This is a genomic window from Staphylococcus sp. MSU001 (assembly GCF_052976705.1).
In genome coordinates this window covers 1-12,700 of record NZ_JBRIKK010000022.1, presented here as the reverse complement: position 1 = coordinate 12,700, position 12,700 = coordinate 1, and the positions used below count along the sequence as shown (strand labels likewise).

The 12,700-nt window shown below is 32.4% G+C and carries 15 protein-coding genes; all 15 read right to left on the bottom strand.

Annotation, left to right across the window (positions count from 1 at the left end; translation table 11 throughout):
* Nucleotides 1–80: 80 nt before the first annotated feature.
* Nucleotides 81–344 carry a biofilm formation stimulator Veg gene (veg, locus tag ACVBFA_RS10130; protein ID WP_001832193.1) on the bottom strand — a complete coding sequence of 88 codons (264 nt, stop codon included), beginning with the start codon at nt 342–344 and terminating at the stop codon, nt 81–83.
* Nucleotides 345–443: 99 nt separating this feature from the next.
* Nucleotides 444–1,334, bottom strand: coding sequence for a 16S rRNA (adenine(1518)-N(6)/adenine(1519)-N(6))-dimethyltransferase RsmA (gene rsmA / locus ACVBFA_RS10125; protein WP_002447881.1), 891 nt, complete (start codon nt 1,332–1,334; stop codon nt 444–446).
* Nucleotides 1,335–1,880, bottom strand: coding sequence for a ribonuclease M5 (gene rnmV / locus ACVBFA_RS10120; protein WP_002447880.1), 546 nt, complete (start codon nt 1,878–1,880; stop codon nt 1,335–1,337). It abuts the gene before it with no gap.
* Nucleotides 1,881–2,086: 206 nt separating this feature from the next.
* A complete protein-coding gene (locus tag ACVBFA_RS10115) occupies nt 2,087–2,857 on the bottom strand; it encodes a TatD family hydrolase (RefSeq protein WP_002458670.1) in 771 nt (256 codons plus the stop codon).
* A 27-nt stretch (nt 2,858–2,884) separates the two neighbouring features.
* Entirely contained in the window at nt 2,885–4,855 is a 1,971-nt protein-coding gene (gene metG / locus ACVBFA_RS10110) for a methionine--tRNA ligase (RefSeq protein ID WP_447158820.1), read from the bottom strand.
* 210 nt (nt 4,856–5,065) lie between these two features.
* Nucleotides 5,066–5,905, bottom strand: a complete 840-nt coding sequence (gene rsmI / locus ACVBFA_RS10105; RefSeq protein ID WP_126122553.1) for a 16S rRNA (cytidine(1402)-2'-O)-methyltransferase — start codon at nt 5,903–5,905, stop codon at nt 5,066–5,068.
* A gap of 1 nt (nt 5,906) precedes the next feature.
* Complete coding sequence (locus tag ACVBFA_RS10100) at nt 5,907–6,155, bottom strand: GIY-YIG nuclease family protein (RefSeq protein WP_126122554.1); 249 nt, start codon at nt 6,153–6,155, stop codon at nt 5,907–5,909.
* A complete protein-coding gene (locus tag ACVBFA_RS10095; protein ID WP_447158819.1) occupies nt 6,148–6,873 on the bottom strand; it encodes a tRNA1(Val) (adenine(37)-N6)-methyltransferase in 726 nt (241 codons plus the stop codon). The genes ACVBFA_RS10100 and ACVBFA_RS10095 overlap by 8 nt, the downstream gene beginning before the upstream one ends.
* Nucleotides 6,874–6,968: 95 nt before the next feature.
* Entirely contained in the window at nt 6,969–7,316 is a 348-nt protein-coding gene (gene yabA / locus ACVBFA_RS10090) for a DNA replication initiation control protein YabA (RefSeq protein WP_001832238.1), read from the bottom strand.
* A 16-nt stretch (nt 7,317–7,332) separates the two neighbouring features.
* Nucleotides 7,333–8,136 (bottom strand): PSP1 domain-containing protein, encoded by an 804-nt coding sequence (locus ACVBFA_RS10085; protein WP_002490368.1) that lies wholly within the window; start codon nt 8,134–8,136, stop codon nt 7,333–7,335.
* A gap of 1 nt (nt 8,137) precedes the next feature.
* A complete protein-coding gene (locus ACVBFA_RS10080) occupies nt 8,138–9,064 on the bottom strand; it encodes a DNA polymerase III subunit (RefSeq protein ID WP_002458666.1) in 927 nt (308 codons plus the stop codon).
* Nucleotides 9,065–9,368: 304 nt separating this feature from the next.
* Nucleotides 9,369–9,698 carry a cyclic-di-AMP receptor gene (locus tag ACVBFA_RS10075; protein WP_001832200.1) on the bottom strand — a complete coding sequence of 110 codons (330 nt, stop codon included), beginning with the start codon at nt 9,696–9,698 and terminating at the stop codon, nt 9,369–9,371.
* 33 nt (nt 9,699–9,731) lie between these two features.
* The gene (gene tmk / locus ACVBFA_RS10070) at nt 9,732–10,343 is read right to left on the bottom strand and encodes a dTMP kinase (protein WP_002475382.1); all 612 of its coding nucleotides are present in this window, start codon (nt 10,341–10,343) and stop codon (nt 9,732–9,734) included.
* A 3-nt stretch (nt 10,344–10,346) separates the two neighbouring features.
* The gene (locus tag ACVBFA_RS10065) at nt 10,347–11,684 is read right to left on the bottom strand and encodes an aminotransferase class V-fold PLP-dependent enzyme (protein ID WP_002490366.1); all 1,338 of its coding nucleotides are present in this window, start codon (nt 11,682–11,684) and stop codon (nt 10,347–10,349) included.
* A 28-nt stretch (nt 11,685–11,712) separates the two neighbouring features.
* Nucleotides 11,713–12,246 (bottom strand): GNAT family N-acetyltransferase, encoded by a 534-nt coding sequence (locus ACVBFA_RS10060; RefSeq protein ID WP_002440739.1) that lies wholly within the window; start codon nt 12,244–12,246, stop codon nt 11,713–11,715.
* Nucleotides 12,247–12,700 lie beyond the last annotated feature (454 nt).

The following is a 12,700-nucleotide window of genomic DNA, read 5'->3' as shown; positions in this document are numbered from 1 at the left end:
TCTTCAATGTCCAGACTCACCTTAAATAATAAAAATATTAAATTTAGAGTTATCGACGACGCTCATAAATTATGTTTTTGTTAGTGTGCAACTGCTTCTTGATGATTATCTTCTTCAAATGAAACTTGTACATTTTCTGTAAGCACATCAGTGTATGTATAAGATACGCGTTCAAAGTTGTGTTTATCTTGATCTAATTCGACAATAAAAACAGATGGATATGTTTCTTTTAAAACCCCTGATCGTTCAATTGTCTTTTTACGTCCACCATTGGCTTTAAGTACAATACGATTTCCTAAATGACAATCAATAGAATTTTTGATGTCCAAAATTGATTTTGGCATATTGCCCCACCTCACTACACATTACATTTTACCATATTTGAGCCGTTTTCGTCAAATAAAATTTAAATTTTATCAATGTGAAGGGTCTTTGTCAACATTTTAATTTGTTAATTCGGAGAATTTTTTCTTTTGTTCATATAATGTGGCGAAATCTTGAATCGTGAGTGTTTCTCCACGTCTTTTAGGATCAATACCAGCGCTTTCCAGCCACTGTCGTATAGTTTCTTTATTCTTCTTACCATCTTTAAAGAAGTTTTGGTAGTTATTATTAATTGTTTTACGTCGTTGTGCAAAAGCGGCCTTTGCTAACTTAAAAAAGGCTTCCTCATCATCAACCTGTACAAGTGGTTCTTGGCGTTGCATCAATTTTACAACGATAGAATCAACGTTTGGAGGAGGCATAAATACAGTTTTAGGAACTGTTAAAACTTTACTTGTCTCCGTATAGTATTGAGCAACAATCGATAACGAGCCGTATGCTTTGGTACCTACGTGAGCGTTCAAACGTTCTCCTACCTCTTTTTGCATCATTACGACAAAACCATCAATAGGTACATCCTGTTGCATCAAATTAAGTAAAATAGGCGTGGTAATATAATACGGTAAATTAGCAACAACCATAATCTTGTCACAATCTTGTAGATGTGTAGCTACAGCTTTAGCAATATCAGCTTTAAGTATATCTTCATTGATAATCGTTACATTATCGTATGGCGAAAGTGTATCTTTAAGCACAGGTATTAACCTTTGATCAATTTCAAAAGCCATCACCTTCTTAGCATTCTTTGCAAGTTGTTCAGTCAATGATCCCATACCTGGTCCAACTTCAATTACTCCCGTTGCACAATCAATATGACTCGCTTCGATAATTTTATTAATGATATTTACATCTATTAAAAAATTTTGTCCTAAACTTTTCTTAAAATTAAACCCATATTGATCAAGCAAAGCACGTGTTCGAGATGGTGTTGCTATATCTTTATATTCCATTTAATTCTCCTCTTCTTCAAATAGCGCTTTTCTGACATCGTCTTCAGTATAGCCAAAAGCATTAAGTTTCTTTAATAATTGCTTTCCATTAGAGTGACCGATGTGTAATTTTCGACCTAAGATATTTCTACGGTGTCTTGCATCTTTACCGATTATTAGTCCCAAATCAATGAGTACACTTTTATCAATAGTTTCTTTAGCTTCTTCAAGCGGTGAACTTACATGCATTAATGCTTCTTGAATATCTTTAATATTTGCATGTTCTATTCCTATTTTACCTCTTTTACTCTTGGCCTTTTCTCTATCTACATATGCATGCTTAACACCAGAAACATGTTCCCGTATAGTATTTCTAATTTTATCACCTGGGAAATCTGGATCTGTCAGTACAATCACACCTCTAGTTTGCTGTGCGTGTTGTATCACTTCTAAAGTATATGTATCAATTGCACTACCGTTTGTTTCAATAGTATCACAGTCTACAGCACTTTTTACTCGCTCAGTATCATCTTTACCTTCAACAACAATAAATTCGTTTATTTTCATAAATTAACCTTTCATAATATTGATAACTTAATCATTAATTTTATAGAATCTTTCGGCAATATTAAAATATTAACTATCAAATCATAATTTCTTACACTAACCTCAGTTTAAATTTAAAAAATGAGAAAGATATCTTAAACTTATAAAAAAGTGATGTTCCTCATCTTTTTAAAGTTAGACACCTTTCCCACTAAAAATTCATTGAGTTAATTCAAATTGAATAAACGTTCAGCATTTTCGGTTGTTTGGCGACAGACCTCCTCATAAGTCATACCACGCAAATCTGCAATTTGTTGTGCTACTAAAGTAACGCGTTCTGGTTCATTGCGTTTACCTCTATAAGGGTGCGGGGATAGATACGGCGCATCTGTCTCGCATAACAAACGATCCATTGGTACGTGTTTAGCAACTTCTTTTGGTTGCTTTGCATTTTTGAAAGTGACGGGTCCCCCAAGCGAAACATAGAAGTTCAATTTATTAATCACGACATCAGCAATTTCGGGTGAAGCACTAAAACTGTGCATAATTCCACCCACTTCTTCTGCATGCTCTTCAATCAAAATATCTATGCAATCTTGAGTCGCTTCACGATTATGAATAATAATAGGTAATTGAACACGTTTAGCTAATGCAATTTGCTTTTTAAACACCTCTTTTTGTACATCAGAAGGTGATTTATCCCAATGATAATCTAACCCCATCTCACCAATACCAATAATTTTTGGATGTTTAGAAAGACTTTCTATCCATTCCAATCTTTCATCAGTACAATCTATTGCATCAACAGGATGCCAACCGATAATACCATAGATAAAGTCATACTTATCTATTAGCTCCATAGTACGTTCAATAGTAGGTGTATCAAAACCTACTACAAACATTCTATCTACGCCTGCTTCTCTTGCACGAGATATCACTTCATTTAAATCCTCATCGTATTGTTCATCATTTAAATGTACATGCGTATCGATTAACATCATTATCTCTCCTATCCTTAGATTATACTATTTAATTACTGCACCATTTGGAATTGCACTAGGCAAGCTTATCAAGGTAAGTACGCCATCTTTTTCAGCTGACAAAATCATACCTTCGGATTTTTGTCCCATTAATTTAGCTGGTTTTAAATTATTAACAACTGCAACTTTTTTACCAATAATGTCTTCCGGACGATAAAACTTAGCTATACCAGATACTATTTGACGTTGTTCATTATCTAAATCAACTTTTATTTTTAATAGTTTCTCCGATTTTTTTACATTTTCCGCATCAATAATAGTTGCTGCTTTGATTTCAACTTTATCAAAATCTTTGATATCAATTTGCTCTTTACCGGGTTCATCAGACTGTTTTGTTGACTTAGATGGTTGCATTGATTCTTTGATATAAGCAATTTCTGCTTCAGTGTCTAATCTTGGGAAAATTGGTGTTGGCTTTTCAGTTACAGTAATTGCCTCTGACAACATACCATATTGTTGCAGACTATCTAATTGATGTAAATCCGGATTGTTAATATTGAGTTGCTTAAATATCTCCCTAGGTGCATGCGTCAAGAATGGTTGTAATAAGATTGTAGCGAAACGAATGTTCTCAACAAGATGTGCCATTACGTTACCAAGCATCTCACGTTGATTTTCATCTTTTGCAAGAACCCAAGGTTGTGTTTCATCAATATATTTGTTTGTACGACTAATAAATTTCCACACTGTTGATAAAGCAACAGAAAATTGTAAACTTTCCATATTATCATTGAATGATTTAACAGTTTCAAGCGCCATCGCTTCCATCTTTTCATCCAATTCATGTTTTGGACCTTGGTATGCAGGTAATTCGCCGTGGAAATATTTGTTTATCATAGAGATAGTACGATTCACTAGATTACCTAAATCATTCGCAAGATCGTAATTTGTTCTTTCAACAAAGGCTTCCGGTGTAAATACACCATCAGAACCAAACGGTAATTCACGCATTAAGTAATAACGTGTCGCATCAAGACCATAACGATCAATTAATACATTAGGATCTACGACATTACCTTTAGATTTACTCATTTTACCATCTTTCATTAAAATCCAACCGTGTGCAAAAACTTTTTTAGGAAGTGGTAAATCCAACGCCATTAACAATATTGGCCATATAATAGAGTGGAAACGTACAATTTCTTTAGCCATCAAGTGTATATCTGCTGGCCAATATTTATTAAATAACGTTTCATCATCAGATAGATAACCTAATGAAGAAATATAATTGACAAGTGCATCAATCCACACGTATACAACATGTTTAGGATTAGATGGTACACGTACACCCCAATCGAATGATGTACGCGAAACTGCTAAATCTTCTAAACCTGGTTTGATAAAGTTATTAATCATCTCATTTTTTCTAGATGGCGGTTGTATAAAGTCTGGATTTTCATCGTAAAATTCTAATAAGCGGTCTGTATATTTATTAATATTGAAGAAATAGCTTTCTTCTTTTACAAGTTCGACTTCGTGACCAGAATCAGGACTTTTACCACCTACAATTTTGCCGTTTTCATAAACAGGATCAACAAGTTGTGACTCTGTATAATATGTTTCATCAGGAACAGAATACCAACCTTCGTATTCACCTAAATAAATGTCACCTTGTTTTAATAATCGCTCAAACACTTTCTCAACGACTTGCTTATGACGCTCTTCTGTAGTTCGAATAAAATCATCATTAGAAATCTCAAGTTTACTCCATAAGTTTTTAATACCTGAAATCATTTCATCTAAGTATTCTAGTTCTGTTTTGCCAGCTTTTTGAGCTTTTTCTTGGATTTTTTGACCGTGCTCATCAGTGCCAGTTAAATAACGAACATCATAGCCTTGCATTCTTTTATAGCGAGCTATCACGTCGCCTGCGACTGTAGAGTATGCATGACCGATGTGTAGGTTCCCGCTCGGATAGTATATTGGGGTTGTTATATAAAATGTATCTTTAGCCATCACTGGTCCTCCTCATTAATTACATAATAAATGATATCTAAATTTATTTTTCTTTTCAATGAAGTCGCGTACCGTTATGTATCAGTTTTAAAAATTCGCATCAATTGAAAATTAATTGTCATCATCTTTACTACAATACCATAAAATCAACACGCTATGGGGTTTTTACAATAATTAAGTCATTATAAAGTAAAGTGTTTAACACAATTTTTAATCAATATTATGATAAATATTATATACGTCACCCGTCTTCATATGTCGATCTGTTGCGACAAGTTTAATTGCTTTTTTAGTTTTAACCTGTCTGGTTTCAATATAATAATCAACATGTTCTTTAACCGTATAGTTTTTAAACCATGATTCCCCACTCTTAGGTAATGCACCTTCAATCAGTATCACAAACTCACCTTTAAGAGGTAATCTGTCTTGATTAATCAATTCCAACATATCATCAACTGTAAGTGTAATAACTTGTTCAAATTTCTTCGTTAGCTCTCTACCAACAGTAATCCGTCTTTGCGAATCTATTTTAGCTATTGCTTTCAAAGTATCAGTAACTCTATAAGGCGATTCATAAAGTATCAAAGTACTATTTTGAAACATTCTATCATCAAGCACTTCAATTTTTTCTTTTTCTTTTCTTGGCAAAAAACCTAAAAATGTGTATGTGAAAGATGGTAATCCACTTGACATAAGTGCAGTCAACCCAGCATTAGGACCTGGTACTGTTTCTATATTTATATTATTTTTACGTGCTTCGACAACTAATTCATATCCTGGATCACTAATTAACGGCAACCCAGCATCTGATACTAACGCTATATTTAAGCCAGTTTGTAACTGCTTGATTAAATAGTCAGTTTGTTGTTCTTTATTATGTTCATGATACGACTTTAGAGGTGTTTGTATTTCATAATGATTACACAATTTTCGTGTTACTCGTGTATCTTCACATGCAATCACATCAACTTTTCTTAATGTTTCTATAGCTCGAAATGTAATATCACCAAGATTTCCAATTGGTGTTCCTACTAAATATAAAGTTGTCATATTATCCCTCCTGTATCATTTTTAACTTTTGTTGTCTAGTATATGTTTTAATTTCATATTCACGTTTCAATGCTTCCGATTTCGTTGTATATGTTTCTTGATAAACTAACTCTACCGGTAGTCTTATTTTTGTATATTTAGCACCCTTACCGTTATTATGCTTTATTATGCGTGCATTTACATCTTTAGCATAGCCAGTATATAAACTTCCGTCATTACATTTAACAATATAAACAAAATGTTTATCCATAATAAATACCTTTCATCTCATCGCTATATGATCCATCCTCATTATATATATATAATGGATTACGTATATCTAAACCTTGTTTACCACCTTTTCTTCCTTCCACAACAATTGTTTGTGCAGGCTTATCATGTTTACTATACACCAACGTCAATGCTTTAGGCTCAATTTTACCGTGTCTTAATTCGGTTAAGACATCCATTAGCCTTTCCGCTCGATGGACCATAATAAAACGACCACCCTCTTTAAGTAAATGTCTTGCAGCTTCAATACAATCTTTAAGATTACACATTATTTCGTGACGTGCTATTTTATGTGCTTCTTTTTGATGTTGATGATTTTGATTCATTTTAAAATAAGGAGGATTACAAGTCACTAGTGTATATTGAGCAGGTTGAAATGTTTGATATACATCTTTTAAATCCATACGGTGCATAGTTAGTCTATCGTTCAAATCATTCAATTTAAAACTGCGACATGCCATACTCACTAATTGCTCTTGTATTTCTATCCCTTCAATAGGTTGAGTTGATTTAGCAGCTAATAATAATGGAATAACACCATTGCCGGAACATAAATCCATAACTTTATCATTTTTGCGTACTTCGGTTAAATACCCTAACAATAGGGCATCAGTAGAAAAAGAGAATACTTCATCATTTTGTATAATCTCATATCCTTCTTTTATTAAATGGTCAACGCGTTCATTATCTTCTAACATATCTTTACTCCTAAAAAAAGGATGTTATTACAGTATGACTTAAATTACACACTTATAATACATCCTTATATTTAAACATTTATTTATCGAAAGAATTAATCACTCAACACATTAAGGCATAATAAGCAATCTTCACCATGACGATGTTTCCCGAATAATTCACCCTTACAAATATGAAAACCTTCACGATATAACATCGCTAAATTATCTTTACTTGGAGATGGTGTTTTTACATGCTTATAATTATCTTTATCTAAGTGAGTTTCAACCGATTCTTCAGTTTTGTTCATCAATCGTTTTAAATTTTCATTTTCAACTTGTAAAGCAACATTCTCCTCAACAAGTTCGACGGTTAAATCTTTAAGTTCTGACATGTCGGTTGTAAGTTGTTCAACGTGATGTTCTAATTTCATAAGTCTTTCGAATAATTCATTTCGATTCAAAGGTTATTCAACCTCCTTAATTCAATACTTCTATCTCTTCCATTTTATATTCTAAAGGTTGTTCTAGACCCTCTATTTTAACTTGCATAGAAATATCTAAAATATTTAATCCTATCACTTTTCCGTGACCATCTGGTGTTTGAATCATATCTCCAACATCAGGCAATTGAGTTCGCGCCTCTTCATAGTAGTCATTTTCATATTTAAGACAACACATTAATCTACCACAAGCCCCTGAAATCTTAGTTGGATTTAATGATAGGTTCTGATCTTTCGCCATTTTAATGGATACAGGTTCGAAATCTCCTAAAAATGTAGAACAACACAAAGAACGTCCACAAGGACCGATACCACCCAATAATTTCGCTTCATCTCTTACCCCAATTTGACGTAATTCTATTCTAGTCTTTAGATTTTGAGCTAAAACTTTAACAAGTTTGCGAAAATCAATGCGATCATCTGCGGTAAAATTAAAAATCACTTTAGATTTGTCTAATGTATATTCACAATTAACTAATCGCATATCTAATTGCTGATCTTTAACTACTTTTTTACATAATTCTAACGCATCATTGGCATCACGTTCATTACGATAAAATGTTTCTTGATCATCTTCATTCATTTTACGAATGATATTTTTTAGCGGTAATGTGACATCTTCTACATCAACTTCACGTAATGGAAACTTTACGTGACCAATTTCTATACCTCTTTTAGATTGGACAACAACCCAGTCACCAACCTCTACATCTAATTGATTCGGCGCGTAGTATTCTAATTTCCCTGCTTTTTGAAACTGAACACCTACAACATTGGGCATTTTAAATCACACCTTTTATTACTATTTGTTCAAAAACAAGTGTTGGATTAACATTTTGATTTAACTTTTTATGCGCTTCAGTAATTTGATCATACATGAGGATTAATTGATTAAAAGTTAATTGGTTTGCATAATTTTCAATTTCTACAGTTAAATCACTAAATGTATAATAATTATCCATTTCTACCTTTGCATGCATTATATCTTCGAAAAAGCCATTGACGGCTGATAAAGTAAGTAATTGTAATCTACGATTCTTAGCTTGTTTTAATAACTCAATGACACCTATAAGAGCCATAGCTTTATTAGATAATATTAATTGACACCATCTGATGATTGATTTTCTTAAAGTAACTAAATCAAATTCCTCATTTAAGGACGATGCTGCTTCTATTTGAGTTGTATAGGTACTTAGCATTTCTGCTACCGGTCTTGCTATTGACATTTCTACTAAACGCTCTATAAACTGTCGCTTATCAATAGGCTTAAAATATACGTGCTGGCATCTTGAATGTATAGTGTCTAATATTTGTTCTGGTTTCGTTGATAAAAGAATCGCAATTGTATTATCAGGGGGCTCTTCTAAAAATTTTAGTATACTATTTTCCCCTTGAACAGTTAATTTTTCAAAATCCTCAATAATATATACTTTATATTGACCCTCAATAGGTAGTTGGTTCATATGATGAACAAGTTGTTCGATTTGTTCTTTTTTAATTGTATTTTCATCAGAAGACACATATGAAAAGTCAGGATGATTAAAAGTATCAACTTTCAGTTCGCATTGATTACTATTATTACAAAGAATTAATTTAGTAAAATGGATTGCGACACGTTTCATCGTTTGTGCATCATCACCCTCAAACAAATATGCATGTGACAATTTGTTAGAATGATATGCGTTAGCTAACTGTTGTTGTTCATCCATAAGCGACTTACTCCCTTTATGATATTCATTATGTAAAAAGACTACTTAAATGATAGTTCTAGACCGTTGAGCAACGTCTTCAAACAATTCCGACTTAGCAACTGCATTCCTTGAATTAAACGCATATAATTACTAACTTTCACGCTTAAACTCAAAGGATGAAGTATAAATTTTGAATGAATATGCCTTCAATCTCAAACTACATTTAAAGTAGCCAAATAAAAAATACATCTATAATAATTACATTTTAAACACTTTTCATTAACATAAATATGTAGATGAAAAGTAGACTTTTTATAAACAACTAGAATTGATGAAATGCTTCAATCGGCATTACAAATACTGTAGCGCCACCTACTTCAACTTCAACTGGATAAGGAATATATGAATCTGCACTACCACCCATTGGTGTTATTGGGGAAACAAGTTGGTCTCTATTACCACAAGTGTTATCAATGACAGATAGAACCTCATCGACACGGTCATCCTTAACCCCACATAAGAAAGTTGTATTGCCTGCTCTTAAAAATCCACCAGTAGTTGCTAACTTTGTAGCTCTGAAATTGTTTTTTACGAGTTGGTCTGAAAGCTCTTGACTATCTTGATCTTGAACGATCGCTATAATCATCTTCATTTTTATACACCTCTTTTTATCATTATATCATAATTATTTTAAATATTTGATGATAGATTGGTATGTTTCTTCAACAACTTTATCCAAACTATGGTTAGCATTGACTTTAATAAACCGATGAGGGTTATCACTGATCACTTTATGATATCCTTCTATCACTTTTTCATGAAAAACTTTATCCTCTTTATCTAATCTGTTTTGTTCTCTGTTATTTTTTAGAATTCTTTGACGACCAATTTCCGCATCAACATCTAAATAAATCGTTAAGTCTGGATACAAACCATTAATTGCAAATTCATTTAATAATTTTACTTCTTTAATTCCTATACCCCTTGCATAACCTTGATAAGCCAATGAACTATCAATGTATCTATCACAAAGGACAATTTTACCTGCTTGTAAAGATGGGATAATCTTCTCAACAAGGTGTTCACGTCTAGATGCAGCGAACAGCATAGCTTCAGTTCGAATATCTATACTCTCTCCATCAAGTACAATACGACGTATTTCTTCACTAGTTAATACTCCGCCAGGTTCACGTGTTGTAACAATATCATATTCTTTAGCTAATCTTTCGCTTACTTCTTTAATTACTGAGGTCTTTCCTGCTCCTTCTGGACCTTCAAACGTTATAAATGTAGACATTTCTTATTCATCCTTAATTAATATTTTTTTATGATTTAAACCTTCAACTTTAATATTTTGCTTATCATATTTATTTAACAAGTCTATCATATGAGACGTCACGACTTCTCCTTTAAACATCACCGGTATACCTGGAGGGTATGGAACGATATGTTGCGCTAAAACTTTACCTTCTGCCTTTTTAATAGATACTTCTTTCGTATTTTGAAAATGAACAGTTTTGTATTCGCTAAAATCCGTCATAAAATTAAAAGATTTTATGTCGCGCGTACATTTTTTTGGCACGTTAATTTCTCTAATTTTTTCAATCAACAACTTAAAAGGAAATTTATCTCCTTCATGCCATAAAGGGAGAACGAGTAACACTTGATACATATCAGCTAATTCTACATAGATTTCTTTTTCCTCAAACCATTTTTGCACATCATAACCTGCAACACCTTCAAAACTCACAACCAATTTTAAAGGATCCTCTGGTTCTATAACTGTAAATCCTATATTTATTAATAAATCAATTAACATCTTTCTTCGTTGGTAAAATAATGCGGAATCATATTCTTTATAAAATTTATTCGCTAATTCTAGACTAGACATAATAAGGTACGAAGGACTTGACGTTTGAAAATAAGTTAAATAATCTATGACTTGTTGTCTTAATGGTGCATCTTTATGTATATATAAAACTGATCCCATTGTTAATGCAGGGAGTGTTTTATGATATGACTGCACAACGTAATCAGCATTAAAATTCATTGAGGATTCTGGAAATCCATCTAAACCAAAATGTGCACCATGCGCTTCATCTACTAATATCGGTACCCCTCTGTGATGTAATTGTTTGATATATTGAGAAATTTCAAAAGTTTCACCGTAATAATTAGGGTATGTACAGATGGCAAGTTTATAATATTGATTTTTATCTTGAATTATCTTTGGCTTTACATATTGATTCGTTTTCTTACTGATATCTGTCTTAGTTATTGTCGCTTGTTGTTGTGTTATGTCTAGACCGTGAAATACTGATTTATGAACATTTCTACTAATTAAATATTTACCTTTTCTTGTCGAAAATGCTTGGATAACCGATAATATACCTGAAGTCGTTCCGTTAACTAGTAAGAAAGCATCATAGTTTTTATGTTTCCTAAAATTCTCCATGCTTTCTAAAATAATTCCTTCAGGATAATGCATATCATCTAATCCAGTAATTTCTGTCATATCCATTGCTAAATCAAGTCTATTTAAGTAGCCGATTGTCATGTTTTTATGCCCAGGAACATGCATAGAGATAGCGTTTTTCTCTATCAAACGATTTAATTTTTGAATTATTGGTCTTTTCATATTAATAACTCTCTCTAAATTTAATTTTTCATCTTATATGAGACAAATCATCATCATTCTTATTAACCCAATTCCTTTTTAACAAGCCCATTACATAGCAATCTCTGTATTCTCCCCTTGTATAGAAGTGTTCCTTTAACGTTCCTTCTATTTCGAAATTATTACTTTGATAGATATGTACTGCTTTCTCATTCTTAATATCCACATATAAGTATACCTTATTCATATTTAATACTAAAAAAGCATAGTCAATAGCCATTTTAAAAGCTTTTTTCGCGTACCCATTATTTGCATACTGTGGATCGATAATAATTAACACTTCACAAGTTCTATGTATAAAGTTAATCTCTAATAACTCTACCACGCCTACAGATGTTGATCCCTCTTCAACAATGAATCGTCGCTCTGTTTCATCTAAAATATGCTTTGTATATAAATTTTCTAATTCGCTCAATGATTGATAAGGCTCTTCAAACCAATATGACATAATGGAATACTCATTATTCAAATGATGTATAAATGATAAATCTGTCTTCTCCAATGCCCTAATAATCAAAGTCATCCCTCTTTCTTAATTTCTTGTTATTCATTACTAGTGTATTAGAAAATACAAATTTTCTCTAATACTTAACTAACTTTTTAATCATTGTCATTTCAACTTACTTAGATGTTAGATTTTAAAGTTCTTTATTAAAAAGAAAATTTTCCCAAACCTAATTGTTGTGATTATTTAATATAAAAAAGAGACCTTTCGGTCTCGTACTTTGTCTGGCAACGTCTTATTCTATCGAAACGTTAGTCCAACTACCATCAGCAGGTGCTAAGAAGTTTTCTTCACTTAAGACAAGCGCTAGCCTCTCACTTTATATATGGTACTTATTGACTCGTTTAGATCATCTAAATTCATTGTCTCGCTTCTTTATTCATGAGTTCCAAATGCTTTCTCCTCGCCGAGAAAACTATTTTTTTAGAACTCTTTTCATATAAAAAAAAAGAGACCTTTCGGTCTCGATTAG

Coding starts and splice junctions, on each gene's coding strand:
- rsmA (WP_002447881.1), bottom strand. CDS start 1,334: ATGGAATATAAAGATATAGCAACACCATCTCGAACACGTGCTTTGCTT.
- ACVBFA_RS10065 (WP_002490366.1), bottom strand. CDS start 11,684: ATGAAAAGACCAATAATTCAAAAATTAAATCGTTTGATAGAGAAAAAC.
- ACVBFA_RS10100 (WP_126122554.1), bottom strand. CDS start 6,155: ATGGATAAACATTTTGTTTATATTGTTAAATGTAATGACGGAAGTTTA.
- ACVBFA_RS10075 (WP_001832200.1), bottom strand. CDS start 9,698: ATGAAGATGATTATAGCGATCGTTCAAGATCAAGATAGTCAAGAGCTT.
- ACVBFA_RS10095 (WP_447158819.1), bottom strand. CDS start 6,873: ATGTTAGAAGATAATGAACGCGTTGACCATTTAATAAAAGAAGGATAT.
- rsmI (WP_126122553.1), bottom strand. CDS start 5,905: ATGACAACTTTATATTTAGTAGGAACACCAATTGGAAATCTTGGTGAT.
- ACVBFA_RS10080 (WP_002458666.1), bottom strand. CDS start 9,064: ATGGATGAACAACAACAGTTAGCTAACGCATATCATTCTAACAAATTG.
- ACVBFA_RS10115 (WP_002458670.1), bottom strand. CDS start 2,857: ATGTTAATCGATACGCATGTACATTTAAATGATGAACAATACGATGAG.
- rnmV (WP_002447880.1), bottom strand. CDS start 1,880: ATGAAAATAAACGAATTTATTGTTGTTGAAGGTAAAGATGATACTGAG.
- ACVBFA_RS10060 (WP_002440739.1), bottom strand. CDS start 12,246: ATGACTTTGATTATTAGGGCATTGGAGAAGACAGATTTATCATTTATA.
- ACVBFA_RS10085 (WP_002490368.1), bottom strand. CDS start 8,136: ATGCCCAATGTTGTAGGTGTTCAGTTTCAAAAAGCAGGGAAATTAGAA.
- tmk (WP_002475382.1), bottom strand. CDS start 10,343: ATGTCTACATTTATAACGTTTGAAGGTCCAGAAGGAGCAGGAAAGACC.
- veg (WP_001832193.1), bottom strand. CDS start 344: ATGCCAAAATCAATTTTGGACATCAAAAATTCTATTGATTGTCATTTA.
- metG (WP_447158820.1), bottom strand. CDS start 4,855: ATGGCTAAAGATACATTTTATATAACAACCCCAATATACTATCCGAGC.